This window comes from Paenarthrobacter sp. CCNWLY172, assembly GCF_037402035.1.
Classification (GTDB): Bacteria; Actinomycetota; Actinomycetes; order Actinomycetales; family Micrococcaceae; genus Arthrobacter.
This window is the reverse complement of record NZ_JBBEGB010000004.1, coordinates 249,088-275,512: the sequence shown is the minus strand read 5'-3', so window position 1 is coordinate 275,512 and position 26,425 is coordinate 249,088. Positions and strand designations below refer to the sequence as shown.

Here is a 26,425-nt window from a genome sequence, read left to right as displayed (position 1 = left end):
TCTACACCTATAGAAAATAAATCCTGACCCATCATAGGTCCCGGAACACTAGGCAGCCATGACGCCCACAGCAACTGAGACAGTAAACCAGTACGGCCTGGCAACAGGGGCCGAAATCTCCCAAGTGCAGGGGATTCTCCAAGCCGCCGGCCTCCTTGGTGACGGACACCGGATCGCCTACCTTGGGCTGGTGGACCCTTCCCGCGGTGCCAGTGAGGAGGACCGCCGATTCCGCGTCTTCATCCACGACATCTCGGGCGGAGCTCCCACGGACGTCCTTGTTTCGGTGACCCGCGGCGAGCTGGTGTCCGCCAAGGAACTGGACACCAAGGTTTCCGGCGAACTGCCCGTGCTCGAAGAAGAATTCGAGGTTGTCGAGACGCTCCTCGCTACTGATGAGCGCTGGCTGACCGCGCTGGCAGCCCGGGACCTGGACGTTGAAAAGGTCCGCGTGGCTCCGCTGTCCGCGGGCGTCTTTGAGTACGCCGAAGAGAAAGGCCGCCGCATCCTCCGCGGTCTTGCGTTTGTGCAGGACTTCCCGGAGGACAGCGCCTGGGCCCACCCCGTGGACGGCCTGGTGGCTTACGTGGATGTGGTCAACAAGGAAGTCACCCAGGTCATCGATCTTGGGGTGATGCCCATCCCCGCGGAGCACGGGAATTACACGGATCCCGAACTGACGGGCCCGCTTCGCACCACGCAGAAGCCCATCAGCATCACCCAGCCTGAGGGTCCGAGCTTCACGGTCACGGATGGGAACCACGTGGAGTGGGAGAAGTGGAGCGTGGACGTCGGCTTCGATGTCCGGGAAGGAGTTGTCCTCCACAACCTGTCGTTCAAGGATGGCGACAAGAAGCGCCCCATCATCAACCGTGCCTCGATCGCCGAGATGGTGGTTCCGTACGGCGATCCCTCTCCCATCCGGTCCTGGCAGAACTACTTCGACACCGGCGAGTACCTGGTGGGCCAGTACGCCAACTCCCTGGAACTCGGTTGCGATTGCCTGGGTGACATCACCTACCTCAGTCCAGTCATCAGCGACGCTTTCGGCAACCCCCGTGAAATCCGCAACGGCATCTGCATGCACGAGGAAGACTGGGGCATCCTCTCCAAGCACTCCGACCTCTGGACTGGCATCAACTACACCCGCCGCAACCGCCGCTTGGTGATCTCCTTCTTCACCACCATCGGCAACTACGATTACGGCTTCTACTGGTACCTCTACCTGGACGGCACCATCGAATTCGAAGCCAAGGCCACCGGCGTCGTGTTTACCAGCGCCTTCCCGGAGGGCGGTTCGGACAACATCTCCCAGCTCGCTCCCGGCCTAGGTGCCCCTTTCCACCAGCACCTCTTCAGCGCCCGCTTGGACATGGCCATTGATGGCTTCACCAACCGTGTGGAGGAAGAAGATGTGGTCCGCCAGGCCATGGGCGAAGGGAATGAGCGCGGCAATGCGTTCTCCCGCAAACGCACCGTCCTCACCAAAGAGTCCGAGGCCGTCCGCGAAGCCGACGCACGGGCGGGCCGCACCTGGATCATTTCCAACCCGGAATCGAAGAACCGCCTCGGCGAACCCGTCGGCTACAAACTCCACGCCGAGAACCAGCCCACGCTGCTGGCCGACCCCGGTTCCTCCATAGCGAAGCGCGCGGCCTTCGCCACCAAGGACGTATGGGTCACCCGCTACGCCGACGAGGAGCGCTACCCCACGGGCGACTTCGTGAACCAACACTCCGGCGGTGCCGGTTTGCCGGCCTACGTTGCCCAGGATCGCGACATCGACGGCCAGGACATCGTCCTCTGGCACACGTTCGGCCTCACGCACTTCCCCCGCGTGGAGGACTGGCCGATCATGCCCGTGGACACCGTCGGCTTCAAACTGCGCCCCGAAGGGTTCTTCGACCGCAGCCCGGTGTTGGACGTACCGGCCAGTGCCTCGGGTTCGAGCTGCCACGCCGAGGCCGCCGCTTCCGCCGAAGAACACGGCAAGCCCGCCGGGCACTGTCACTAAAGCGCATCGGGACATCCATAATGGCAATCGTCGCGGGACAGGTCCGGGCGTCCGGGCCTGTCCTGCACCCCCGGATGTGCGCGGCCCTCACGGCTGTCTCTTGCCTGGTGCACCTGTGGCTCGCCGTCTCGGGACATCATGACGCCTGGTTGGGCATCCTCATGATCGGGTTGGCGGCGGTCTGCGTCCCGTGCACGGTCCACATTTGGCGGCACAGCCGGGTTGGTGCCCTGCATCAAGTGACCATGTCCGCTGTGGCCATGGTGGGACTTCACGCTGTCCTGCTCTTCGGAGCAGGCGGTGCCGGCCACGCCCACGGCGGCAGGCCGTCGTCGAACGTTGGTGACACGTCCGGCACAGTTGTTTCCTCCGGCTCTGCCGGGTTGTTGCTGGTCATCGGACTGGAAATCACGACGGCGTTACTCGCCGCCACGCTGGTAGCACGCCTGCGGCGCCGGGCAGCTGTGGCGTCCTGACCCTGTTTGCCGGAGTGGCCGCGGGAACTCAACCAGAGCAGGTTGAGAACACTCAACACGGAATCCAAAGAAGGTCAGGAAGCAACGCCTGAGCTACCCGTCCAGCGAGACCCGCGTCAGCTTGTCCGGGTTGGACACCTGACGCAGCTCACGGATGCTGCCATCCGGGGCGGTGTCGATCACCAGGATGTCGGAGCGGCCATGATGCCTGAGCACCAGGGCCGCATCGCTGTTGACCTCGATGACCCAAGCACGTACCGGCTGCGCAGGATCGAAAACCACCGCCTTGCCGAGGATGCCCGCAAAAAACCGCGCAATCCTGGCCGCCCCGAACAGCGGGTTCATGGCGCTCTTGACCTTGCCCCCGCCGTCGGCCCAGAGAACGGCGTCCCGGTCCAGCATGGCAACAACCGTGTCGATTTCACCCTGCTCGATGGCACGAACCAGCTTCTCCAAGGCCGCGCGATCCTTGGCCCGGGGAGCGGGGGCTTCAGGATCGATCTCCAGGCGACGTTCGGCCCGTGAAATCATCTGGCGGATGGCGGCAGGGGATTTTTCCAGGATGTCCGCAATTTCCGGGGCGGACATTGCGAAGGCCCGGTGCAACACGAGCGCCGCCCTGGCCTCAGGCGCCAATTGTTCGGCCAGATGCAGCAGGGTCAAGGACAGGAGCTCGCGGTTGGCTATGGTTTCTTCCGGAAGTTTGGACACATCCACTGGTTCGGGCAGCCAAGGCCCGGTGTACTCCTCGCGCACTGCGGCGAGTTGCCGTACCCGATCAACAGAGCGCCGCACACACACCGTTGTCAGCCACGCCGGCCAGGAATCCACGCCGGCCGCTTCGGATTTGCGTTCCCGCTGCACGGCGTCGATCGCCACCTCGGAAACCACGTCCTCCGCATGCCCGAAGTCGCCCAGCATTCGGTAAGCGATTCCGAGGAGGCGATTCCGTTCACTCTGCCACGCCGACGTGGCTGACACCGCAAGAGTCATGCTGCCAACGCTACCTTTCAGACGATCGGGTTCTTCTCATCTACCGGCGGTTCCATCTGCGTGCTGACGGCAATCCTGTTCCACACATTGATGGTGGAGATGGCGAGAATCAGGCCGCCCATCTGGCTGTCGTCGAAGTGGGTGGCAGCAGCGTTCCAAATCTCGTCCGTGACTGTCTCCGGGCCCAGCTGGGTTACGGCATCCGTCAGGGCAAGTACGGCCTGTTCGCGGGCGTCGAAGAACACTTTCGAATGCTGCCACGCCGCCACGGCATGCAGCTTCCTCTCCGGAATTCCGCGCTTCCGGCCGTCCGTGGCGTGCATGTCCACACAGAAGCCGCAGCCGTTGAGTATTGAGGCGCGGAGCTTGATCAGTTCATACAGATCTGGATCGACTGACTTGCGGGCATAGCCTTCCAGCCCGGTGACGGCGGCGTAGCCGAGTTTGTTGCTGCGGCCGATATTGATGCGGGTCATGCTGACGTCCCTTCAGAGATGGTGCCTTACATCAGGGATGTCGGATGCTGGACCGAAAGTGTGACAGCTGCGGCACATTGTTAGAGTCGATCGATGCGCGCCGTAGTTTTTGATGAGGTCCGGACCCAGCCCGACGTCAGGGAAGTAGCCAAGCCCCAGGCTCCCGTTGGAGGCGTGGTGGTGAAAGTGCTGGCGACAGGCATGTGCCGCAGCGACTGGCACGCTTGGGCCGGCCACGATGACATCGCAATGCCCCACGTGCCGGGTCACGAGCTCGCCGGTGTCATCGACGCGGTCGGGGAAGGCGTCCAGCATTGGAAGGTGGGCGACCGCGTCACCGTGCCCTTCGTCTGCGGATGTGGCACGTGCGAATGGTGCCTGGCCGGCGATGCCCAGGTTTGCCCGGACCAGCAGCAGCCCGGTTTCACCCATTGGGGTTCCTTCGCCGAATTTGTGGCCCTGCACGCCGCCGACAGCAACCTGGTTGCCATTCCTGACAGCATTGAATATACGACGGCGGCAAGCCTCGGTTGCCGCTTCGCCACGGCATACCGAGCGTTGGCAGCCCGTGCGCAGGTGAAAGCCGGTGAATGGGTCACTGTGGTTGGCGCGGGCGGTGTGGGGCTGAGCGCTGTGATGATCGCCAAGGCCATGGGCGCACGGGTGATTGCCGTGGACCGGAACCCCGAGGCTCTGACCGTCGCTGCACGCTTGGGCGCCGAACATACTGTCCTCGCTGATGGTACGGATATTCCGGCCGCAATCAATGCCCTTTCCGGCGGAGGCAGCCACGTGGCGGTGGACGCCGTCGGAAGTGAACAGACCTGCGCCGACGCGATCCTCAGCCTCCGCAGACGAGGCCGGCATGTGCAGATCGGCTTGTTGCCGTCCATCGACGGCAACCCGCAAGTGCCCATGGCCCGTGTGATCGGTTGGGAACTGGACCTCTTGGGCAGCCACGGCATGGCTGCGGTGGATTATCCGGGCATGATGTCGCTCATTGAACAGGGTGCCCTCCAGCCGCAGATGCTCATCGAACGCACCATTGGCTTGGAAGAAGCTGCTGCACTGCTGCCGGGCTTCGACAAGGCCAACCCTGCCGGCATGACCATGGTGGACCCTGCCCGGTAAGGGGCGCGGGCGCCCAAGGAAGTAGCAGCAGAGCGCGCTTTGAGCGATCAGAACGCGCTCAATTGCGATTTATTTGGGAGCGTCCGCAGGGCGGTTCCGGTAGGCGGCGAGGAAATGGTCGATCCGGCGCACTGCTTCCTCGATGTCCTCCACGGCGGGCAGGATCACGAAGCGGAAATGGTCCGGCGTGGGCCAGTTGAAGGCGGTGCCGTGTGAGACCAGGATCTTCTGCTCCTGCAGGAGTTGGAGGACAAACTTCTCGTCGCTCTCAATGGGGTAGATCCCCGGATCCAGCTTCGGGAAAAGGTACATGGCACCGGCTGCCGGAACGCAGCTGACGCCCGGGATCGCGGTGAGGAGTTTCCATGCCAGATCCCGCTGATCGCGGAGCCGGCCGCCGGGACGAATGAGCGCTTCGATGCTTTGGTATCCACCCAGGCAGGTTTGGATGGCGTGCTGGGCTGGGACATTGGCGCACAATCGCAGCGAGGCCAGCAGCTCCAAGGATTCCCGATAGGCCGCGGTGGCCGTCAACGGGCCGGTGACGGCAACCCAACCTGCCCGGTAGCCGGGCATGCGGTATGCCTTGGACAACCCGCTGAACGTCAGGACGCAGACGTCGTCAGCAACAGCCGCCGTATGAATATGCGGTGCGTCCACGTACCGGATCTTCTCGTAGATCTCATCCGAGAACAGGACGAGGTCATGCTTCCTGGCAAGCGCGGCGAACTGCTCCAGAATGTGGCGCGGATAGACGGCGCCGGTGGGGTTGTTCGGGTTGATGATGACGATGCCCTTGGTGCGGGGGGTGATCTTGGCTTCGACGTCGGACATGTCCGGCCACCAGTTCTCATCCTCATCGCACAGGTAGTGCACGGGGTTGCCGCCGGTGAGTGTCACGGCCGCGGTCCACAAAGGGTAGTCCGGGGCAGGGATAAGGATCTCGTCGCCGTTCTCCATGAAGGCCTGCAGGGTCATGGAGATGAGCTCGCTGACGCCGTTGCCAATGAAAACATCCTCGACGCCGATGGTCATCAGTCCGCGGGTCTGGTAGTACTGCGAGATGGCGGTTCGGGCGGAAAAAATGCCTTTGGAGTCGCTGTACCCCTGGGCTCCGCGGAGGTGGTGGATCATGTCCACCACAACGGACTCCGGCGCCTCCAACCCAAACGGCGCCGTGTCCCCAAGGTTCATCTTGAGGATACGATGCCCCTCGGCCTCCATGGCCTTGGCCGCTTGGAGGATGGGTCCACGGAGTTCGTAGCGGACATTCTGGAGTTTGCTGGAGTGCTGCATCGGACGCATGGTTGATCATTTCATGGCACCGGCCCGGGCGGGCAAATGGTTTCAGACAACCCAGCGAATGATGACAGGAAGTCTCTTTGTGCTGGCCGAAACTTCCCGCTCGGTGCCGTCCACCGCAACAGCGAAGTGTTGAACCTCCTCAGCGGACGCCAAAACCTCAAAGTGCCCTGTCGCATCGCTGACGGCGGCCGTAGCCGATGAATGGGCATGGATATAGGCGTCGGGGATGCCCTTGTTGTGTGAGTCCACCAGCCGTCCCCGGATCCGGCGGCCAGCAGCTGGTTTGCCCGGGGCAGGTTGGGCGGGAGGGTCGGAAGGTTCTTCGAACCGGAGGGATACCGGGATGCGTACCAGGAACCCCAGACCCTGCTGGATGGCCCCGGAGTATTCCTCGGGCCGGAATTCGCCGTTGGACACTACGGAGTACTGGCTGTGGAGTTCCACGGCCAGCAGCAATTGCTCCATGTTGTCCAGCTGTTCCGGACCGTGGCATTCCACCGCCACCCTCAGCTCAAGGTCCAGGACAGGCCCTTCGCGCCGGGACCTGCCCACGCGGTTGAGCGTGACGGCCCGGACGGTGACCGGAGCGTCAGGTGGGGGAACAACGGCGGTGGGGGAGCCGTCGTCGAACCTTACATGCTGAGGGGCGACGGCGTCGGAAAGTACCCCCAGGAGGTCGGACAGCGACGAACGCACATGGCCCACGGCAGAACCCCAGCCGGACAGAGATCCACTACTTCAACTGGAACTAGGCTACTCCCGCCGTTCCCCGTAGTCACTGGGATTCAAACCCAAGTAGGTAACAGCACATGTCGCAATGAGGGCTCATTGGAGCACGTGCTGTCACCTACTTGGGTGAACCACGCTCAGGCGAGGCCGGGGACTCCGTCGGTGATCGTGTAGGACTTCTTGGTGCTGACCGGAGCGCCCGGTGTGGTGATGTAGTCCAGCACACGGAAGTCCGCGGTCATGGCGTCCTTGGTGATGCGGGTGTTCACGTAGCCGCGGTTGTCGTTGTAGAACTTCAGGTGCGGGTTCCAGGCCATGGTGGGGTCGGTGGTGGATCCCGTGCCATTGCCCGTAGAGGTGATGGATGAGCACACCAGTTCCGAGCCCACCACAGCTGCCGCCGGGTCCTTGTAATCCACCTTGAGGTCGGTGGCCCAGTGGCGGTGAACGTCGCCGGTCAGTACGACGGCGTTGCGGACCTTTGCGTCCACCCAGCCTTGGGTGATGCGGCGGCGGGAAGCGGCGTAACCGTCCCAGCCATCCATGGAGACGTCGTCGATTTCCGGCGCCTTGTCACGGTCCCGCTCGGCGAAGAAGACCTGCTGGCCCAGAATGTCCCACCGCTGCGTGGAGTTCTTGAAGCCGTCCAGCAGCCATTTCTCCTGCTCGGCGCCGGTGATGGTGCGGTTCTCGTCCAGGCGTTCGGCCACGTTCTTCCGCCAGCCATCGCCCGCCAGCTGGTCGTCGCGGTACTGGCGCGTGTCCATCATGTGGAAGTTGGCCAGCTGGCCCCATTGGATAGTGCGGTAGATCTTCATGTCGAACCCGGCGGGGACTGATGAGCGGCGCAGCGGCATGTTCTCGTAGTAAGCCTGGAACGCTGCCGAGCGACGCTGCCGGAAGTGTTCCGTGGTGTCGTTGAGCTGGCTCGCGTCGTTGTTCTCGGGGATCTCATCCGCCCAGTTGTTGTCCACTTCGTGGTCATCCCACACCACCAGCCACGGTGCGATCGCGTGCGCTGCCTGCAGATCGGCGTCGGACTTGTACTGGGCATGCCGCTGGCGGTAGCCCGCCAGGGTGCTGGTCTCGGGTCCTTCATGATCGCGCGGGTTGCCGCCGCCGATCACGTAGCTGCCCTTCTTGTACTCGTAGAGGTAGTCGCCAAGGTGCAGCACCAGGTCAGGGTGGTCCTCGGCCAGCCGCTTGTACGCCGTGAAATAGCCGTGCTCGAATTGGGCGCAGCTGGCGAACGCCATGGCCAGGGCCGCGGGGGTCTCGCCGGACGCCGGACTGGTCAGAGTGCGGCCAACCTCGCTCACGTGCCGCCCGGTGCGGAAACGATAGAAGTACTCCCGTCCCGGCCGGAGGCCACTGAGTTCTGCGTGCACCGAGTGGGCGGTTTCGATCCTGGCATGTTCGACGCCGCGGGCTACTACCCGGCGCATCGCCGGGTCTTCCGCGACTTCCCAGGCGACGGCGACGGAGCGGGAAGGCATGCTGCCCAGGCCGTCCTCGGCCACGGGGTTCACCGCCAGGCGGGTCCAGATGACAAAGCCGTCGGGCCACGGTTCGCCCGACGCGATGCCAAGCGTGAACGGATCGGTGCGGAGACCGGCGTCGTCCGCTGTTGAAACCGCGACGGCGGCCTGCGGCAGGGCGGCTGACACACCGGCGGCGAGTCCGGCACCCAGGCCGGCTGAGATGAGGGACCTGCGGGAGATTTTTTCCATAAGACCGACCCTAGGAAACCGGGGTTGACTGGACCCAAGGACGGCGTGAATGCGTGGTTAATTGTGTGACAAGAGGTGTCACCCCACCCCGGGGCGGTGTCTGCCCGCAGGGAGGCTCGTCTATGCTCAGTTCATGATCAAGGGGGAGCGCCCTCAGCGGCCGGGTGTGGTGACATTCTCGGTGGTGCTGATGTACATCGGTGGCATTGCCCAGATCCTTCTCGGGATCCTGACGATTTTCCTGCGGTACACCCCGGAAGCCCAGTCCGGCGGCATCGCCTTGCCCATCACCTTGCTGGGTGCCGGAATGATCTTGTTCGGGCTGCTTGTCATTGGACTTGCCTCCGGCGTGGCGCGGGGAAGCAACGCGGCACGCCGTGGGGCAACGGCGGTCATGCTGCTGGGGCTGGTCTTTGCCGTGCTGGACCTCATCATTGCCGGGGATGGAGACTGGTTGGCAGTCATCTCCCAGTCCATTGCCACGGTCGCCGTGCTGGTGCCGCTGTGGGTCGGACGCGGACGCCGCTACTTCGAGACCCGCTGATGCAGTGCCTCCTGGGCATCCCGGTAGGCAACGCGGCGATGAACGAAGCGGACGATCTCAATCAGCGCGATGCAGGCTACGGACGTTCCCAGGATCAGGAGTGCCGTGGGAAGCGTTGGGTCGGTGAATTGCAGGAAGTCCCGGGCGATCGGAACGGAATAGACCAGGACCAGCCCGATCATCATGGCGCCGATGACCAGCCCTTTGAAGCGTGTGACAGGGCGTGAGAGCACCACAAGGATCCAGATGCCGATGATTGTCAGGATGAGGGTTGACCCGGTCCTTATTTCGGCTTCCGGAATCTGCAGATTGGCGGCGAGGCGGGCGTAGGAGGCAAGGCCCAGGGTCACGGAGACACCCGCCGGCACGGCGAAGGTCAAGGAGCGCCGGAGGAAACCCGGAATATAACGCTGGGCGTTAGGCAGCAAGGCCAGGAAGAACGCCGGAATGCCGATGGTCAAACCATCAGTGACTGAGAGCTGCCGGGGAAGGAACGGGAAAGGCAGCAGGAGAATGCCGAACGCGATGGCCAGGAACGTGGCGTAGGCGGTTTTCGTCAAGAACAGCATGGAGACGCGCTCGATGTTGGCGATGACCTGCCGGCCTTCAGCCACCACGCTGGGCAGGTGCGAGAATTTTCCGTCAAGGAGCACCAACCGGGCCACCGCCTTGGTAGCTGCCGCACCGGAGTTCATGGCGACACCGATGTCGGCCTCCTTGATGGCCAAGGCATCGTTCACCCCGTCTCCGGTCATGGCCACCGTGCGGCCGGCCGCCTTCAATGCCACCACGATCCGCTTCTTCTGGTCCGGGGTCACCCGGCCGAAAACCACGTTGTTGTTGATGACGTCCAGGAATTCCTGGTCATTATCCGGCAACTCGCGGGCGTCAAAGCCGTGCGGCGCATCGAGCCCGACCTCCCGGGCTATGGCTGCTACTGTCTGCGGGTTGTCACCCGAAATGATGCGGACATCCACGTCCTGTGCCGCGAAGTAGGTGAGCGTCTCCGCAGCATCAGGGCGGATGTTCTCCTTGAAAGTCAGGAGCGCAACCGGGACGGCGTCCGATGGTACGGTCTCGTCATCGGTGGGCGTTCCGTGGGCCAGGACCAGTGTGCGGCGACCGGTGGTGGCCAACTCTGCGGCTTGAGTGGCCAGCTGCAGCCGCTCCGGATTGGTGGAATTGTCCCCGGGGAACACCATTTCGGGGCCGCCCAGGATCCACATGCCGTCGTCGAAAATCACCGCGCTCCATTTGCGCGCTGACGAGAAGGGAACCCGGTCGATTGGCGCGTCCGGGGGCGGAGTGGTGAAGTGCCCTGCAAGGCTGCGGGCCGTGGCGTTGGCATCGTTCTGCACCCCGTACCAGGAGAGCACGGCCTCCCAACCGGGGCGTTTGGTCAGGGGATGCGCGGTGTCGAAAATGATGTCGCCTTGGGTGAGCGTCCCGGTCTTGTCGAGGCAGATGATGTCTACGCGCGCCAGGCCCTCGACGGCGGGTAGCTCCTGCACCAGGACCTGTTGGCGGGCGAGCTTCACCGCGCCTACGGCGAAGGTAATGCTGGTCATCAGCACCAGCCCCAATGGGACCATGGCGACGACGGCGGCAATGGTCGCCGTCGCCGCGTCACGCCAAGCGCCACTCGCCGAAGCCTCAGCCCACCCGCCTTGGGCAATCATCTGGGCGTTCAGAACCAACAACGCCACGGGACCCACGAACCACGTGACCCATTTCAGGACGCGGTCTATGGAGGACCGAAGTTCCGAGGCCACCAGGGAGAAGCGCTTGGCTTCGGCCGCGAGGGAATTCGCAAAGGAATCCGCGCCCACCCGGTCCACCACCGCTGTGCCTTCCCCGGCCACCACCACGGACCCGGACAGGACGCGATCGCCGTCGGCCTTTTCCACGGCGTCCGACTCCCCGGTCAGCATGGACTCGTCCACTTGGAGGCCCCGTGATCCGGCCACTAGCCCGTCGGCGGGCACTTGGTCACCGGCCCGGAGGACCAGGGTGTCATCCAGCACTACGTCGTCCAGATCGATTTCGGCCTCGGAGCCGTTGCGCATCACCCTGGCGTGCGGGGCGTTCAGGAGGGCGAGGCGGTCCAGGGCACGTTTGGCCCGATACTCCTGGACGCTGCCGATCACCGCGTTGGCAATGGCACTGAACCCGAACAGGGCATCCTGCCAGCGGCCGATCGCGAAAAGGACAATGAAGCAGGCCAGGATGATGCCGTTGAACAGGGTCAGCACGTTGGCGCGGACAATGCTCCACACGCTGCGGCTGGTGTCCTGGACGAACGCGTTGGTTTGTCCGGCGGCGACCCGCTCGGCGACCTCGGCAGTGCTGAGCCCTTGCGCTGCAGGCGCTTGTTGGACGGCAGCCCCGGCTTGGTCCTTCTCGTTTGGCACTCAGGCCCCCGTCGTTGAGTCGGTTCAGGGATGGGTGGTGCGATGGGATTGAGTATGCCAGCCGCGGCGGGGTATGTCGCCGTAGTGATGGTGGTGTTGATTACCGCCCTGGTTCGTGCTGGGACGGCGGTACGCACCTGCCGTCGAACGCTTCCGTTTTTGCCTGCTCTAAAGTGCCGCCGGCTCCGCGAGCGGCGCGGGCTGCGCCCGTCCCCGCACAACGATCAGTGCGATGACAGCGATCACTATGTAGACCATATTGGCCGGGCCGGCCAGCAACACCAGCGGGCTCTGGGGTCCCGCAGCCGCCTGGTTAATACCGCCCGTGGACAGGAAGAGTGTGGGGTCGTAGAGGGCGTGCACGATCATGGGCCAGATGAGGTTGCCCGTGACCCGCAGGGTCAAATACATGCAGATGCAGCGTCTCAGCGAACCCATCGATTGGCGCTGGCAGGAGCACTGGAATGACGACGACGGACTCTAGCCCGCCGCGGCTCCTGGACTGCTGCTACCTTGCCAACCGCTCGGCACCCTTCCACCACGCCACTGTTGCCGCTGCAGCTTCCGGCAGGGGAGTCGGGTGTATCCCCAGAAGTCTCTGGCTTTCCGAGGAGTCCATCACGAACGGGCGCTCGAACTGGTACAGGAGTTCGGCCAGCTCGCGCATGTCCGTGGAGAAGATGCCCGCCACTCGCAGTACCCAACCCGGTATGGCACCCACCTTGGGTGCAGCAACACCAGCGGCGTTAGCGTGCGCGGTTGCCATTTCCCGTTGGGTCACAGCCGGGCCGGTGGGGGCATGCAGCACGCTGTTCCAGAGTTCGGGCTTCCGGGCAGCTGCAATCATGGCCGCTGCGAGGTCCGGGACGTACGTGAAGGAGTGGGGCTGGTCCGTAGCTCCGATGAACTGCACGGCCTTGCCCGCCAGAATCGGCGTGACCATGCGCTCGCCGGCATGAGCTGTCTTCACGCGTGGCCCGAAGAAGTCGCCGGCCACCACGCTGATCGTGTTGGTTGCGTGGGCCTGCCGCGCCTTCAGCAACGCAGTCCGAATGCCGCGTTTGCCTCCGGTTGCTTCCCGCGGGCTCGATTCCGTCATGATCCGGTCCGGCTCGCTGTACGAGTAGAGACTTTCGGGGAAGACGACGACGGCGCCCGCGGCCGCCGCTGCGTCCATCACCACTTGCTCGGCGTGGGGGAGTTCGGCGGCCCACGCTGCTGCCCTGTAGGCGGATCCGTGGATGCAGTGGAAGACGGCGCTCGCACCTTCCACTGCTTGATTCAACTGCGCAGGGTCCGAGGCGTCCGCCCGGACCCGCTCAATAAGGGGATGCTCCGGACCGCTGCCCGAGCGCGTCAGAACGCGTACCTGATGCCCTTGGTCTGCCAGTTGCTCCGCGACGGTGTAGCCAACGGGGCCTGCTCCTGTGACGACGTACATGGGGTCCTCTTCCGGGGTTGATGTCGCAAAGATCAAAAGCGAGAGCACTGCTCTCTCAATCAGAATGAGCGTTCATCGTCGGAATGTCAAGAGCACTGCTCTCATTTGTTGACAGCGCTCTCGATTGTGGCAAGCTGTGGTCATGACTTCTGCCGAACCCGCCGCCGCCAAAGGTAAGGGCAAGCCCCTCACGCCCCGCGAACGTGCCCGCACGCAGACGATCGCCGACATCATCCGGCTCGGACGCGAACACCTTGCTGTTCATGGTGCGGCCGCTCTTTCACTCCGCGCAGTGGCGAGGGATCTCGGCGTCGTGTCCTCTGCCGTGTACCGCTACGTGGAGAATCGGGATGAACTCCTCACGCTCCTGCTGATCGACGCCTACAACCAGCTTGGCGACGACGTCGATGAAGCAGTGAATGCCGAAGCGCACGATGACTTCGCAGCGCAGTTCAGGGCGCTGGCCCATGCGGTGCGTACGTGGGCCATCCGCGAACCGGCCAGCTATTCCCTCCTTTTCGGCAGCCCCGTGCCGGGATATCAAGCGCCGGGTGAGCGCACTACCGTCCCGGGAACCCGGGTCATTGTTCGGCTCGTCGGTATCCTCGATGCCGCCTACCGGGCAGGCGCGATCAACGCCGCGGTGAGTCCCGCCGTCGTGGTTCCCGAAGGGTTGGCCGCGGACCTGGCAGCCATTCGCGGCGAGATGAATCTCGCCGCGCCCGACGCCACCTTGGCGCGGGGCGTTCTGGTGTGGACGTCCGTGTTTGGGGCCATTAGTTTTGAGGTTTTCGGGCAGTACGGGCGCGATACCTTCGCCGCCCGCGATGAGCTCTTCGACCACCAGCTGAGCGTCCTCCAGGGTGTGGTGGGGCTCCAAGGCTAGGGCGCTACAGTATTCAGATGGTTCGAGGGCTGGCAGACATCGGTGCGGAGGGCGTCCTGCTCGCCGGTGCCGGACGCGCCATTCTCCTGCAAATCGCCGACCCCAAAGTAGGGCACGGCGTAGCTGAGCACAGCAATTTCGCTGAGCGTCCCATGGACCGGCTGCGCGCCACTATGACGTACGTCTACGTGGTGGTCTACGGGTCAGAGGAGCAGCTCAAAACCGTTCGTCGCGCCGTCAACCGCGCCCACGCGCCGGTTCGCCGGGAACCCGATGGCGCCACCAAGGGATACAACGCTTTCGACGCCGAGTCCCAGGTGTGGGTGGTCGCCACCCTCTACGAGACCGCTGTCACCGTTTACGAGCAGATCCACGGAAAGCTCGACGACGACACCGCCGACCGCATTTACCGCGAGTACGCGCGGATCGGGACAGCCCTGCAGCTTCCGGCGGACAGGTGGCCGGCCGACCGTGCTGCGTTCGCTGCCTACTGGGACGATCAGGTGCGCGGACTCCACCCCGACGATAAAGCGCTGAGGGTTGCCCGGGACCTGCTCTATCCTGCTGGTGGACCGCTATTCCTGCGGCTGGTGATGCCGCTGGCACGCTTCCTGACCGCTGGCCTGTTGCCGGACCATCTGCGTGAAGGCTTCGGTTTTGAGTGGAGTGCCGGCCAAGCCCGCCGGTTCGAGCGGACCATGCGGATGATGGGCCGTGTTTATCCGCGGCTGCCGGAGAGGATCCGGCACTGGCCCCGCGACTACTATCTGGGCCGGCTTGTTGTGGAAGCCGAGGTCCCGCATGCGTAGTTCCACCTCGGTGGAAGAGTCCATCGACGCCCTTGCCCACCGCTACTTGGACCGGTTCCGGGGAGGCCGCCTGCAGGCCGGGCTCACCGAGTTCGTGGTCTTTGGGCTCAAGCAGGCCTGGGCGTGCGTGTTCGGCGCTGCGTTGCTCGCCGTGATCATCGGGGCCCGTCTCTGGTATCCCTCGGATGCAGGGCTGGCCAGGAACGATTTCCTGACCCTTGCCGCCGTCGTCATTCAAGTCCTGATGATCGCTTTCAAGCTGGAGACACTGCGGGAACTGCGGGTGATCCTGCTGTTCCATGTGGTGGGCACGGTGATGGAGTTGTTCAAGACGGACGTCGGATCCTGGGCCTATGAGGCGGAGGGTGTCCTGCGGATCGGCGCCGTGCCCTTGTTCAGCGGGTTCATGTACGCCGCCGTTGGGTCCTACATGGTGCGGGTTTTCCGGCTGTTCGACCTCCGCTTCGATCGATACCCCCGCCGGTGGATCACGGCCCTCGTTGCTGCCGCGATCTACGTGAACTTCTTCTCGCACCACTACATCTTCGACGCGCGCTGGGTGCTGCTGGCCGCCGTCGTGCTTGTCTATGGGCGGTGCGTGATGCACTTCAGGGTGTTCCGCCGTCGCTTCCGTATGCCCATTCTGGTGTCTTTCTTGCTGGTGGCCCTCTTCATTTGGTTCGCCGAGAACATCGGCACGTGGTCCCGTGCATGGCTGTACCCGAACCAGCTGGAGGGCTGGCAGGCGGTCTCCATCGACAAGCTTTTGGCCTGGTTCCTGCTCATGATCATTTCCGTGGTGCTGGTGGCGTGGGTGTACAAGCCGGAGCCGCTCGATGCTCCTGCTGACGCGGAGACTCCTAGGCTTCGCCGCGTAGCGCCTTGAGTGCGGCACGCCGGGCCTGAAGCAAGGGCTCGACGTCGGACACCCGGGTTAGGCGGACGGCTTTCGGTGGGTTCGGGGTGCCTTGGGCATCAATCACGACGCCGAATCCGCCCACGGAGCCGGCCGCCAGCCACGAGGTGGTTCCCGGCCAGAGGGTGAAATCGGCGGGGATGCCTTCAACGGTGATGGTGAATCGCTCGGCCACGAGGGCTTTGAAGGTTGCGTCCTGGCGATGGAGCTCCTCCAAGCTGTGTGGGATTCCTGCCGAGGCGCGCCATCGGTTTCTGGCAGTCTCGCCGGGATCCTGGTTTGTTGTGATCACGTCAACCAGAGGGCCTGTGGGCGAGAAGGCATCGCCGTGCACCACGCTGCCCTCACTTCCGTCGAGTTGCCAGGATCCCAGCGTGAGGGGGGCGTCCCAGGCCTCTAGACAGAACAGTGGGAGAAGGTGCACGCCGTCGCGGACCTCTTGGTCTAGCCGGTCGTTCATCGCCCAGAACTCGTCCGGAGGCACGTATCCAGTGATCTCCATCGCGCCAGTCTGGCAGTTCACCGTCGGCGAAACCAGCCCTTGCGCCCCGTGATTCCCGGGGAATTTCCCAGCCAAATATTCAAACTTGAGCGCACTTCGCTCAAGTTTCGATTGACTTAACCCTGAGGCTGAGTACAGTTGAGTGCAGAACGCTCAACTAGCCGATTGTTGAGCAGGCTTCCGGCAGGTAAACGCACAGCGGACCACTGCCAGGTGCAATCTCCAACATCGGCCATTGAAAGGAAACAAGATATGTCACGTGCAGTAGGTATCGACCTCGGAACCACCAACTCCGTGGTCTCTGTTCTCGAAGGTGGCGAGCCCACCGTTATCGCCAACGCAGAAGGCGGCCGCACCACGCCGTCCGTCGTTGCGTTCTCCAAGTCCGGCGAAGTCCTGGTTGGTGAAATCGCCAAGCGCCAGGCTGTCAACAACATCGACCGCACCATCGCGTCCGTCAAGCGCCACATGGGCACTGACTGGAATGTCGCCGTCGATGACAAGAAGTACACGCCGCAGGAAATTTCCGCGCGTATCCTCATGAAGCTTAAGAACGACGCCGAGAGCTACTTGGGCGAAAAGGTCACCGACGCTGTGATCACCGTTCCGGCCTACTTCAATGACGCCGAGCGCCAGTCCACCAAGGAAGCCGGCGAAATCGCAGGCCTCAACGTCCTCCGCATTGTCAACGAGCCCACCGCGGCTGCACTGGCCTACGGCCTGGACAAGGGCAAGGAAGACGAACTCATCCTGGTCTTCGACCTCGGTGGCGGAACCTTCGACGTCTCCCTCCTCGAGGTTGGCAAGGACGAAGACAACTTCTCCACCATCCAGGTTCGCGCAACCGCCGGTGACAACCGCCTCGGTGGCGACGACTGGGACAACCGCGTCGTCGAGTGGCTCCTGAGCCAGCTCAAGGTCAAGGGCATCGACCTCTCCAAGGACAAGATCGCCCTCCAGCGTCTCCGTGAAGCTGCAGAGCAGGCCAAGAAGGAACTGTCCTCCTCCACCAGCACCAACATCTCCCTCCAGTACCTGTCCGTCACCCCCGACGGCCCGGTTCACTTGGACGAGCAGCTGACCCGCGCCAAGTTCCAGGACCTCACCAAGGACCTGCTGGACCGCACCAAGAAGCCGTTCCAGGACGTCATCGCAGAAGCCGGCATCAAGGTTTCCGACATCGACCACATCGTGCTCGTCGGTGGCTCCACCCGTATGCCTGCTGTCTCCGAGCTCGTCAAGGAACTCGCCGGCGGCAAGGAGCCGAACAAGGGCGTCAACCCGGACGAGGTTGTGGCCGTTGGTGCCGCTCTGCAGGCCGGTGTCCTGAAGGGCGAGCGCAAGGACGTCCTCCTCATCGACGTCACCCCGCTGTCCCTCGGCATCGAAACCAAGGGTGGCGTGATGACGCACCTTATCGAGCGCAACACCGCTATCCCCACCAAGCGTTCCGAGACCTTCACCACCGCTGACGACAACCAGCCGTCCGTGGCCATCCAGGTCTTCCAGGGCGAGCGTGAATTCACCCGCGACAACAAGCCGCTGGGCACGTTCGAACTGACGGGCATCGCTCCGGCACCGCGTGGTGTTCCGCAGGTCGAGGTCACCTTCGACATCGACGCCAACGGCATCGTCCACGTGTCCGCCAAGGACAAGGGCACCGGCAAGGAACAGTCCATGACCATCACCGGTGGCACGGCACTGTCCAAGGACGACATTGACCGCATGGTTCGTGAGGCCGAAGAGCACGCCGCTGAGGACAAGGCCCGCCGCGAAGCTACGGACACCCGTAACTCCGCAGAGCAGCTCGCCTACTCGGTGGACAAGCTGATCGCCGACAACGACGACAAGCTGCCCGAAGAGGTCAAGACCGAGGTCAAGGCCGACGTCGACGCCCTCAAGTCCGCGCTGGAAGGCACCGACGACGCAGCCGTAAAGACTGCGTTCGAGAAGCTCCAGGCCTCGCAGACCAAGCTCGGCGAAGCCATCTACTCGCAGGCCGCCGCAGCTGATGCTCCGGGTGCCGGTGCTGAAGGTGCTCCTGCCGGTGAAAAGGCTGCTGACGACGAAGACATCGTTGATGCCGAAATCATCGACGAAGACGAAGCGAAGAAGTAGCCATGCCTCACCACGGCAACGAAGCAGAGCACTCTGAAGGCAACGAGCCGCGCAAGCCAGTCATTCGGGACAACCGCAAGGTTGACCCGGAGACCGGCGAGGCACGTCAGCCTGACAGCGAAGTTACGGCTCCCACCGACGGCAACGCCGCTCCCACGGACGGTGACGCCCTCTCCCAGGCTGAGGAAATCCTCAACGGGGTAGAGGTGCCGGCCGAGGAATCGGTAGCCTCCGGTGCCGCGGCTGAAGCCCAGGCAGCGGAGCTCCGTAACGACCTCCTCCGCCTTCAGGCTGAGTACGTCAACTACCGCAAGCGCGTCGAACGCGACCGCGCCGTAGCAGGAGAGATGGCCGTCATCGGCGTCTTGAACTCCCTGCTCCCGGTGCTGGACGACGTCGACGCCGCACGCCAGCACGGTGACCTCGAAGACGGCCCCTTCGCCGCCATCGCCACCAAGCTGGAGAGTGCGCTGAAGACGTACGGACTGGAACGCATCGCGGACACCGGAGTCGAATTCGACCCCACCATCCACGAGGCACTCATCCAGCAGCCCGGCGAGGACATCGAGGTTGACACGGTCAGCCAGGTACTGCGCTCCGGATACCGCTCAGGCGAGCGGGTCCTGCGTGCGGCCCAGGTCATCGTGGCTGTCCCGGCGTAGGTTCCACCTTGTCGCTACACCGGATATGGGGCGGTGCCCTCCACACCGCCGCCCCATATCCGGTTTCGCGCCCGCTGTAAGCTCGCCTGAGGTGAGTTGAATGGGCCGTACTCATTATTGATTTGAAAGGAAACGCTCTTGGCCAGCCAGGACTGGGTTGAAAAGGATTTTTACGCGATCCTTGGTATTGCCAAGGACGCGTCCGACGCGGATATCAAGAAGGCTTACCGCAAGCTTGCCCGGCAGTACCACCCGGATACGAATTCGGGGGATGCTGCTGCGGAGAAGAAGTTCAAGGACATTTCCGAGGCTTACTCGGTGTTGTCGAGTCCTGAGGACCGGCAGCAGTATGACGCCATCCGTGCCATGGGCGGTGCACGGTTTGCTCCGGGTGCCGGTGCCGGCCGCGGTGGTGCGGGAGCCAACGGTGGGTTCGAGGACTTGTTCGGTGGTTTGTTTGGTGGTGGGCCCGGTGCCCGTCAGCCTGCGGGCGGCGGTATCCCGCCCGAGTTTGCCGACCTGTTCGGTGGCGGCTTCGGCGGCGCAGGCCAGACCGGATTCCAGCGGGCTCCGCAGAAGGGATCGGACCGTACGGCGACCACGTCCATCTCGTTTGCCGGCTCCATCAAGGGCACCACAGTGAGCCTGCGCGAAAGCAACGGCAACGTGATCGACGTCAAGATCCCGGCCGGAATCAAGGACGGGCAGAAAGTCCGTCAGCGCGGCAAGGGCAACGTTGGCCCGGCCGGCAATGGCGATCTCATCATCACGGTGAGCGTGAAGCCGCATGACTTCTTCCACCGCGACGGCGACAACATTCGCATCCACGTGCCCGTCACGTTCGCGGAGGCGGCGCTTGGCGCCACCATCGAGGTTCCCACGCTCGACGGCGACACCGTCAAGGTACGCGTTCCGGCCGGAACACCGTCGGGCCGTACCCTCCGGGTCAAGGGCCGTGGCGTGAAAACGTCCAAGGCCACCGGAGACCTGCTGGTGACCATCGACGTCGCGGTCCCCCAAAACCTGAACAAGGAAGCGGAGGAAGCCGTGAAGGCGTTCGCTGCCGCCACCACCGACGCCGACCCGCGTCACGACCTGGCCGCAAAGGCCCGGTTGTAAGGAGGCGGTCATGGCTATCGACGTCAACCAGCCGATATTTGTCATCTCCGTCGCTGCGGAGCTTGCCGATATGCATCCGCAGACGTTGCGCCAGTACGACCGTTTGGGCATCGTTTCGCCCAGCCGTGCGCCCGGGAAGTCCCGCCGCTACTCGCAGAACGACGTCAACAAACTGCGGGAGGTCCAGCGCCTCTCGCAGTCCGGCGTCTCGCTTGAAGGCATCAAGCGCATCCTAGACCTCGAAAACCAGGTAGCTGCGCTGCAGTACCGGGTGGCCGAGCTGACAGAAGAATTGTCCCGCCGTCGCTCACCAGTGGACGCGCGCATCTTTGCGGCAGGCGCGGCGGGCGACGTCGTCAGCCTGGCCCGTGGGCAGAGGCCGCGGGCGCGATCGCAGGCCGTTGTGGTGTGGAGGCCGCGGGTCGGGGAGTAGCCAGCTACGCCCGGCTTCGGTCCCAGCTCACCACTACCCGGGCTGCACCCTCTTCAGTCCGTTCCACGTTGGTGACGATCTGCGATTCTTTGGCACCCATGGCACGGATCTGCCGCCGGTAATCCTCAAGATGCTCCTGCAGCGACGCTTCAGTCCATTCACCGGGCCGCATTCTGGTGGAAATCTCCACCGGTTCTTCGCGGACCAGGATCTCGTCAGGCTGTTCGGGTTGTTCGGGCTGCGAAGGTTCGGGGTTTGGAGTTTGCGGAGCCAGCATCCGGACGGCGAAAGCTCCGCCGGCGATTCCGGCAACGAGGCCTGCTGCGATGAGCCAGAGGGTGCGGCCGGGACCGCGCCGTTTGGAACCCGTTCCGCTGAGGTTTGCCTTGGTGGAGTCTCTGCGTGCCATGGGGAGTTCAACTTTCCGTCGGCGATAGGTAGTCCGTGCATGAGCAGGCCGTAACCCGCCACACCATCGTAAGCATGCTGAGTTGGACCTGTGGCTTGATCGCCAAAACGGGCAGATAATGTAGGCATGGCACGGCAAGCAGCGCGCGTGCTGATGGCTCGATCATCGTGAGGGTGATGACGGTGTCGTTGTCCGATGAAGAACGCAGGAGCTTGGAAGAGCTGGAGCGGGAACTCGCTTCGACCGATCCGGATCTCGCATCCGAGCTGACATCGGGCCGGCCCCGGGGACAGGCTGCCCGCACCATCCTCGGGAGTCTGGCCGTTTTAGGTGGCTTTGCGATGGTGATCGCCGGGATCATCACCCAGCTTGTTGTTTTGGGCGTGCTGGGATTCCTTCTGGCCAGCGGCGGGGCGTATTGGTTGCTGTCCGGGACCTCGCTTAGGAGAAAGTCTGGAAGGCACGACGGCGAACCCGTACCTTAGCCCTCAGGCCCGCCGGACTCGGGCCCGCCGGACTCGGGCACTCAGCGATAGTGATGCTGGTGCGGGGACGTCCCCTAGGGAACCGGCGGCACGGGCGGCTGGACCGGAGCCTCAGGCTGCTTCACGGGCTCAGGTTCGCCCGGGGGAACCATCATGCGCCACGCCAGGACAGCGCCCGCGCCGGCAACAGCCCCGATGAGCAGGCCGATCATCCACCCGGACAGGCGCGGTGCGCGCTGCCGGCTGTTCCGCTTCAGGGCCTGCGTTGTCCTTGTCACAGCTTTGGCCGCCGCGCGCTGGGCTTCCTTGGCGGCCTTCTTGTTGCCCGTCAGCGTAAGCATGACGCCGTGAACCACGGACGGAACATCGGCATGATTGATGCGGGTCAAGGCCCACTTCACCACCGCATCGGCCTGGGACGACGTGCCGTCCGCCGCGTGTGATACCCACTCCCGGGCCAGATCCTGCGCGGCGGGAATGATGTTCTGTGCTTTGTACATAGTGCACCCCTCCAAGCGTAGATGTCCCCGTTAGCCAGCCTACGCCGGAGCCCCTGTGTCCAACAGATGCCACCGGCGCAGTCGGGTCAGTCGCGGACTACGGCAGCCAACTCCACCGGGCTCTCCAGCCCAGCCCACTGACCGCTGAGGGTCAGCTCGCTGTGCAGTTCCGGAGCCGCGGCCGAGTTGGCGGAAGCGTCCGCTGCCACGTCAACCACCCGGGTCACTTTCAACCGCAACTCGCCGGCATCAATGATGGTCACGCCGCTGCCCGAGACCGGTGCCGAGGCACTCAGGGCGGGGACGCCGCCGTCGAGCTTTCCGCTGCCTTTGACCGTCACTGAGCTGGGGCGGGGCTCCGGCTCGCCGTCAACGATCAGTTGGGCCTCTTCCTGGCCCGTCAGAATGGCGGTGGCGAGAGCCTTGACGTAAATGGGGTCGGCGCATGCGTCGTACACCCACCTCTTGCCCAGGACCGAGTGATCCATGGTGCCGATGAGCCACTCCTCAGCGCCGGCCAGCTCGTAGCCCCGATAGCTGAGGGGAACCTGGTAGATGCGATCGCCCGCCGCGACCACGTGTGTCTCGATCCCGACCTCGCCGGCGGGATCGTCAAAACGGTAGGCGCCAATAAGCTCCGGCGTGCCATCCTGGATGAACCAGGGCTGCTTCGGCAGGTAGCCGGCGATGAGTTCGAGCTTGGACGGGGAAAGGTTTGCCTTGTGAATGATCGCCATGGTCTCCAGCCTAGGGCAGGGTGTGGCGGCTCCCGAAGACCAGCGGGCTGACCGGCTTCCCTAAGCGCCGGGTTTCGAAGCCAGGGAGCCGGGGGCAGCGCCCACCATCCCCTCCACCGCGCGGGCCAGGTGTGTGCCGCGATCGTTGACGCCATCCCAGCGGACCAAGGCCTGCGCATTCAGGCCGTCCACCATGCCGAGGATCTGCCAGGCGACGGCGGCGGCATCGGAAACGTTGAACGCTCCGCTCGCGTTTCCGTCCTCCACTACTCCTTGGAAGACCTCCTGCCAGGCATCCATTTGCTCGCGGACTGAGGCGGCCAGCGTCTCGTTGCGCCGTCCCAGCGTCCAGGCTTCCACCCAGATTGCCGTGACGTCGAGCCTGCTGTTGTCCAGGAGGGTGTCCACCAGCAGTCCGAGCCGTTCCGAGGGGCCTGGACGCTGGCTCAGCAGGCCTGCAACTTCCTGGGTTTCCGCGGCCACGATGCTGGCGAATGTGCTGGAGACCAGCGCATCCATATTGGGCTGATAGTGCGCCACCAGGCCGGAAGCGACGCCCACGCGTGCGGCAACATTGCGCAGGGTGAGTGAGGTGAGACCCGCCTCGAGGGCGAGCTCGCGGGCGGCTTCGGTGATTTCTGCGGCGCGTTCTGCCGGTGACTTCCGGAGTGCGCGCTTCTGTGGAGTGCTTGACATCAAGGACCAGTCTAGATTACCTTTTCAGCATTGTTGATCGTATGATCAACAAGAGAATTGCACTGAAGACGAAGGAGTCACCCATGGCTTGGAGAATGCCGGCCGAAACCGCACCGCATGAGCGCACCTGGATGGCGTTCCCCCGCACCGGCCTGACCCTTGGCGACGACGCCGCCTCGGCCGAAGAGGCGTATAAGGCCTGGACCGCCGTCGCCCACGCAGTGGCGGAATTCGAACCGGTCACCATGGTGGTGGACCCGAGCGAGCGCGAACGCGCCGCCCGGATGCTGGGTGGCGGGATCGAACAGATTGAGGCGCCGCTGGATGAGTTCTGGATGCGCGACGTCGGACCCACCTTTGTGCTGGACGATGAACGTCCCGGCGTGCTTGGTGCTGTGGACTGGATCTTCAACGGCTGGGGTGCGCCGGCGTGGTCCGAGTGGCAGAAGAGTGCCGGCATGGGCCGTTTCGTCGCGGAACAGTCCGGTGCCGAACTGGTCAGCTCGCTGCTGGTCAACGAGGGCGGCGCCATCCACGTGGACGGCGAAGGAACCGTGCTGATTACCGAAACCGTGCAGCTGGATCCGGGTCGGAACCCCTTCGCCGACAAGGCCGCAGTTGAGGCTGAGCTGGCCCGCACCATCGGCGCCACAAAAGTCATTTGGGTACCCCGCGGACTGACCCGCGACTACGAGGACTTGGGCACACGCGGCCACATCGACATGGTGGCCACCCTGCCCACCCCCGGCCGTATCCTGCTGCACTCCCAGACCAACCCGGAGCACCCGGATTACGAAGTCAGCCGCATGCTCCAGGCATTCCTGGAAACCCAGACGGATGCAGCGGACAAGCCGTTCGAGATTGTGCCGCTGCCTGCGCCGGAAACTTTGCGCGACGAAGACGGCTTTGTGGACTGGAGCTACGTCAACCACCTGGTGGTCAATGGTGGCGTCATCGCCTGTGGCTACGGTGAAGAACGTGCCGAATCCCTCGCGGCCGAGATCCTGGCCGAGGCCTACCCCGGCCGCCGCGTGGTCACCGTGGATGCCCGACCGATCCTGGCCCGCGGTGGCGGCATCCACTGCATCACCCAGCAGCAGCCGCGCCTCAGCAGGGCGCAATTCGCCGGGGATGAGGCGTAATGGCCAACTTCGACGTCGTAGAAGCCTCCATCGCGCAACTGCGCGAGGCCCTGGAGGCAGGCGAGGTGACCAGCGAACAGCTCACCAAGGCCTACCTCGAGCGCATCGAGGCCTATGACCGCAATGGCATCAAGCTCAACGCAATGGTGGTCATGAACCCCGAGGCCTTGGCGGAGGCCCGGGCTTCGGATGAACGCCGGGCGCAGGGGATTGTGCGCGGCCCTCTGGACGGTATTCCTTACACAGCCAAGGACAGCTATCTGGCCAAGGGCCTCACTGCCGCGGCCGGCTCGCCGGCCTTTGAGAATCTGGTGGCGCAACGGGATGCGTTCACCATCGAGCGGCTTCGGGATGCCGGTGCGGTGCTGATCGGCCTCACCAACATGCCGCCCATGGCCAACGGCGGCATGCAGCGTGGCGTCTATGGCCGCGCCGAAAGCCCGTACAACGCTGAGTACCTGACGGCAGCCTTCGGCTCCGGTTCCTCCAACGGTTCCGGAACCGCGACGGCGGCCAGCTTCGCGGCCTTCGGCCTGGGTGAGGAGACCTGGTCAAGTGGCCGCGCACCGGCGTCGAACAATGCCTTGTGCGCCTACACGCCCTCGCGCGGCGTCATCTCGGTGCGCGGCAACTGGCCATTGGTCCCCACCATGGACGTAGTGGTCCCGCACACCCGCACCATGGCCGACATGCTCGAGCTGCTGGACGTCATTGTGGCCGACGACGCCGAGTCCCGCGGTGATTTTTGGCGCGCCCAGCCGTGGGTTTCGCTTCCGAAGTCCTCCGAAGTCCGGCCGGAGTCTTACGTGGCGCTGGCTTCGGAAACGCTCGACGCCGGACGGCTGGCGTTGCGGGGTAAGCGTTTCGGAGTGCCGCGCATGTACATCAACGCAGACCCGGCCGCCGGGACCAGTGAGCAGCCGGGCATCGGTGGCCCCACCGGGCAGCGAATCGAAACGCGGGCTTCCGTGATTGACCTGTGGGAAGCAGCGAAGCGCGACCTCGAGGCCGCGGGAGCCGAGGTCGTCCTGGTGGACTTCCCCGTGGTCTCAAATTACGAAGGCGACCGGCCGGGAGCGCCTACCATCGCCACCCGCGGCCTGGTCAGTTCCGCGTACCTCAAGCGTGAAATCGAGGACCTCTCGGCCTGGGCATGGGACGATTTCCTTCGCGCCAACGGTGATCCTGCCCTCAACAGGCTTGCCGATGTTGACGGCGCTGCGATCTTCCCGCACCCGAAGGGCGCCCTGGCAGACCGCTACACCGGATTCGACGACCACATCTCCGAATATCCCCGGCATGTCCGCGAATACGGCGTATCCCAATTCACTGAGATCCCCGAGCTGGAAGACGGAGCGCGCGGGCTGGAAGAGACCCGGCGGGTTGACCTGGAGGACTGGATGGACGGGCTCGGACTGGACGCAGTCCTGTTCCCTGCCGCGGCCGACGTCGGATTAGCCGACATGGACGTCAACCCTGCCTCCGCGGACCTCGGCTGGCGAAATGGGGTCTGGGTGTCCAATGGCAACCTCGTCCCACGCCACCTCGGCATCCCCACTGTCACGGTGCCGATGGGAACCATGGCAGACATTGGTATGCCCGTAGGCCTCACCTTTGCTGGCCGCGCCTACGACGACACGGCACTGCTGACGATGGCTGCCGCTTTCGAAGCGACGGGCTCGCGGCGCACGACTCCGCCCCGGACGCCGGCGCTGTAGCGGCGGAGATTCGCCTCCGTGTGGTGGCCGATGCGTGGCCGGG

The 26,425-nt window shown here is 64.2% G+C and carries 27 protein-coding genes; 14 read left to right on the top strand and 13 right to left on the bottom strand.

Going from position 1 to position 26,425, the window contains the following annotated elements; genetic code table 11:
* The first annotated feature begins 58 nt into the window (after nt 1–58).
* The gene (locus tag WBN73_RS08015; protein WP_337339866.1) at nt 59–2,014 is read left to right on the top strand and encodes a primary-amine oxidase; all 1,956 of its coding nucleotides are present in this window, start codon (nt 59–61) and stop codon (nt 2,012–2,014) included.
* A 20-nt stretch (nt 2,015–2,034) separates the two neighbouring features.
* Nucleotides 2,035–2,490 (top strand): hypothetical protein, encoded by a 456-nt coding sequence (locus tag WBN73_RS08010; RefSeq protein WP_207595130.1) that lies wholly within the window; start codon nt 2,035–2,037, stop codon nt 2,488–2,490.
* Between the two features lie 93 nt (nt 2,491–2,583).
* Here the strand turns inward: WBN73_RS08010 and WBN73_RS08005 are convergent, their stop codons facing one another.
* Together WBN73_RS08005 and WBN73_RS08000 are read right to left on the bottom strand one after the other, a co-directional pair.
* Nucleotides 2,584–3,483 (bottom strand): sigma-70 family RNA polymerase sigma factor, encoded by a 900-nt coding sequence (locus tag WBN73_RS08005; RefSeq protein WP_337339867.1) that lies wholly within the window; start codon nt 3,481–3,483, stop codon nt 2,584–2,586.
* 17 nt (nt 3,484–3,500) lie between these two features.
* On the bottom strand, nt 3,501–3,959 hold the full coding sequence (locus WBN73_RS08000) for a carboxymuconolactone decarboxylase family protein (protein ID WP_337339868.1): 459 nt from the start codon (nt 3,957–3,959) through the stop codon (nt 3,501–3,503).
* A gap of 93 nt (nt 3,960–4,052) precedes the next feature.
* On the opposite strand from WBN73_RS08000, the gene WBN73_RS07995 reads away from it, so the two are divergent.
* Nucleotides 4,053–5,090 (top strand): zinc-dependent alcohol dehydrogenase family protein, encoded by a 1,038-nt coding sequence (locus WBN73_RS07995; protein WP_207595124.1) that lies wholly within the window; start codon nt 4,053–4,055, stop codon nt 5,088–5,090.
* A 69-nt stretch (nt 5,091–5,159) separates the two neighbouring features.
* On the opposite strand, the gene WBN73_RS07990 is transcribed toward WBN73_RS07995, so the two are convergent.
* From WBN73_RS07990 to WBN73_RS07980, 3 genes are all read right to left on the bottom strand, one after another.
* Complete coding sequence (locus tag WBN73_RS07990; RefSeq protein ID WP_337339869.1) at nt 5,160–6,395, bottom strand: pyridoxal phosphate-dependent aminotransferase; 1,236 nt, start codon at nt 6,393–6,395, stop codon at nt 5,160–5,162.
* Nucleotides 6,396–6,437: 42 nt separating this feature from the next.
* Entirely contained in the window at nt 6,438–7,100 is a 663-nt protein-coding gene (locus WBN73_RS07985) for a hypothetical protein (RefSeq protein WP_337339870.1), read from the bottom strand.
* Between the two features lie 161 nt (nt 7,101–7,261).
* The gene (locus WBN73_RS07980) at nt 7,262–8,854 is read right to left on the bottom strand and encodes an alkaline phosphatase D family protein (RefSeq protein ID WP_337339871.1); all 1,593 of its coding nucleotides are present in this window, start codon (nt 8,852–8,854) and stop codon (nt 7,262–7,264) included.
* 133 nt (nt 8,855–8,987) lie between these two features.
* On the opposite strand from WBN73_RS07980, the gene WBN73_RS07975 reads away from it, so the two are divergent.
* Nucleotides 8,988–9,398, top strand: a complete 411-nt coding sequence (locus WBN73_RS07975) for a hypothetical protein (RefSeq protein WP_337339872.1) — start codon at nt 8,988–8,990, stop codon at nt 9,396–9,398.
* Here WBN73_RS07975 and WBN73_RS07970 read toward each other — a convergent pair.
* The 3 genes from WBN73_RS07970 to WBN73_RS07960 all read right to left on the bottom strand — a co-directional run bounded on the left by WBN73_RS07970 (nt 9,380) and on the right by WBN73_RS07960 (nt 13,250).
* Entirely contained in the window at nt 9,380–11,809 is a 2,430-nt protein-coding gene (locus WBN73_RS07970) for an HAD-IC family P-type ATPase (RefSeq protein WP_337339873.1), read from the bottom strand. The two genes, WBN73_RS07975 and WBN73_RS07970, sit on opposite strands and share 19 nt — an antisense overlap.
* A gap of 168 nt (nt 11,810–11,977) precedes the next feature.
* Entirely contained in the window at nt 11,978–12,220 is a 243-nt protein-coding gene (locus WBN73_RS07965) for a hypothetical protein (RefSeq protein WP_337339874.1), read from the bottom strand.
* Nucleotides 12,221–12,317: 97 nt separating this feature from the next.
* Nucleotides 12,318–13,250 (bottom strand): NAD-dependent epimerase/dehydratase family protein, encoded by a 933-nt coding sequence (locus tag WBN73_RS07960; protein ID WP_337339875.1) that lies wholly within the window; start codon nt 13,248–13,250, stop codon nt 12,318–12,320.
* Between the two features lie 142 nt (nt 13,251–13,392).
* Between WBN73_RS07960 and WBN73_RS07955 the strand changes: the two genes are divergently transcribed.
* Genes WBN73_RS07955 through WBN73_RS07945 form a run of 3 tightly spaced genes read left to right on the top strand, consistent with a single transcriptional unit; the run spans nt 13,393 to nt 15,831 of the window.
* The gene (locus tag WBN73_RS07955; protein ID WP_337339876.1) at nt 13,393–14,136 is read left to right on the top strand and encodes a TetR/AcrR family transcriptional regulator; all 744 of its coding nucleotides are present in this window, start codon (nt 13,393–13,395) and stop codon (nt 14,134–14,136) included.
* A 17-nt stretch (nt 14,137–14,153) separates the two neighbouring features.
* Nucleotides 14,154–14,945 (top strand): oxygenase MpaB family protein, encoded by a 792-nt coding sequence (locus WBN73_RS07950; RefSeq protein WP_337339877.1) that lies wholly within the window; start codon nt 14,154–14,156, stop codon nt 14,943–14,945.
* Entirely contained in the window at nt 14,938–15,831 is an 894-nt protein-coding gene (locus tag WBN73_RS07945; protein WP_207595108.1) for a DUF817 domain-containing protein, read from the top strand. Before WBN73_RS07950 ends, WBN73_RS07945 begins: the two co-directional genes overlap by 8 nt.
* Here the strand turns inward: WBN73_RS07945 and WBN73_RS07940 are convergent.
* The gene (locus WBN73_RS07940; protein ID WP_337339878.1) at nt 15,806–16,363 is read right to left on the bottom strand and encodes a hypothetical protein; all 558 of its coding nucleotides are present in this window, start codon (nt 16,361–16,363) and stop codon (nt 15,806–15,808) included. The two genes, WBN73_RS07945 and WBN73_RS07940, sit on opposite strands and share 26 nt — an antisense overlap.
* A gap of 252 nt (nt 16,364–16,615) precedes the next feature.
* On the opposite strand from WBN73_RS07940, the gene dnaK reads away from it, so the two are divergent.
* The 4 genes from dnaK to WBN73_RS07920 all read left to right on the top strand — a co-directional run bounded on the left by dnaK (nt 16,616) and on the right by WBN73_RS07920 (nt 20,695).
* Complete coding sequence (gene dnaK, locus WBN73_RS07935; protein WP_207595104.1) at nt 16,616–18,481, top strand: molecular chaperone DnaK; 1,866 nt, start codon at nt 16,616–16,618, stop codon at nt 18,479–18,481.
* A 2-nt stretch (nt 18,482–18,483) separates the two neighbouring features.
* A complete protein-coding gene (locus WBN73_RS07930) occupies nt 18,484–19,143 on the top strand; it encodes a nucleotide exchange factor GrpE (protein WP_337339879.1) in 660 nt (219 codons plus the stop codon).
* Between the two features lie 138 nt (nt 19,144–19,281).
* Nucleotides 19,282–20,262, top strand: a complete 981-nt coding sequence (locus WBN73_RS07925; RefSeq protein ID WP_207595100.1) for a DnaJ C-terminal domain-containing protein — start codon at nt 19,282–19,284, stop codon at nt 20,260–20,262.
* A gap of 10 nt (nt 20,263–20,272) precedes the next feature.
* Nucleotides 20,273–20,695, top strand: a complete 423-nt coding sequence (locus tag WBN73_RS07920) for a heat shock protein transcriptional repressor HspR (RefSeq protein WP_207595098.1) — start codon at nt 20,273–20,275, stop codon at nt 20,693–20,695.
* Nucleotides 20,696–20,699: 4 nt separating this feature from the next.
* Here the strand turns inward: WBN73_RS07920 and WBN73_RS07915 are convergent, their stop codons facing one another.
* A complete protein-coding gene (locus WBN73_RS07915; protein ID WP_337339880.1) occupies nt 20,700–21,104 on the bottom strand; it encodes a hypothetical protein in 405 nt (134 codons plus the stop codon).
* A 176-nt stretch (nt 21,105–21,280) separates the two neighbouring features.
* Here WBN73_RS07915 and WBN73_RS07910 point away from each other — a divergent pair, with 176 nt between their 5' ends.
* Complete coding sequence (locus tag WBN73_RS07910; RefSeq protein ID WP_280623917.1) at nt 21,281–21,589, top strand: DUF3040 domain-containing protein; 309 nt, start codon at nt 21,281–21,283, stop codon at nt 21,587–21,589.
* A gap of 74 nt (nt 21,590–21,663) precedes the next feature.
* Here the strand turns inward: WBN73_RS07910 and WBN73_RS07905 are convergent, their stop codons facing one another.
* From WBN73_RS07905 to WBN73_RS07895, 3 genes are all read right to left on the bottom strand, one after another.
* Complete coding sequence (locus WBN73_RS07905; RefSeq protein ID WP_280623915.1) at nt 21,664–22,089, bottom strand: hypothetical protein; 426 nt, start codon at nt 22,087–22,089, stop codon at nt 21,664–21,666.
* A gap of 86 nt (nt 22,090–22,175) precedes the next feature.
* Nucleotides 22,176–22,826 carry a CG0192-related protein gene (locus WBN73_RS07900; RefSeq protein ID WP_207595094.1) on the bottom strand — a complete coding sequence of 217 codons (651 nt, stop codon included), beginning with the start codon at nt 22,824–22,826 and terminating at the stop codon, nt 22,176–22,178.
* Between the two features lie 60 nt (nt 22,827–22,886).
* Nucleotides 22,887–23,522: a TetR/AcrR family transcriptional regulator gene (locus tag WBN73_RS07895; RefSeq protein WP_337339881.1), complete on the bottom strand. Its 636-nt coding sequence runs from the start codon at nt 23,520–23,522 to the stop codon at nt 22,887–22,889.
* Between the two features lie 83 nt (nt 23,523–23,605).
* Between WBN73_RS07895 and WBN73_RS07890 the strand changes: the two genes are divergently transcribed.
* Nucleotides 23,606–24,664 (top strand): agmatine deiminase family protein, encoded by a 1,059-nt coding sequence (locus WBN73_RS07890; protein ID WP_337339882.1) that lies wholly within the window; start codon nt 23,606–23,608, stop codon nt 24,662–24,664.
* Nucleotides 24,664–26,382: an amidase gene (locus WBN73_RS07885; protein WP_337339883.1), complete on the top strand. Its 1,719-nt coding sequence runs from the start codon at nt 24,664–24,666 to the stop codon at nt 26,380–26,382. The genes WBN73_RS07890 and WBN73_RS07885 overlap by 1 nt, the downstream gene beginning before the upstream one ends.
* The last annotated feature ends 43 nt before the right edge of the window (nt 26,383–26,425 follow it).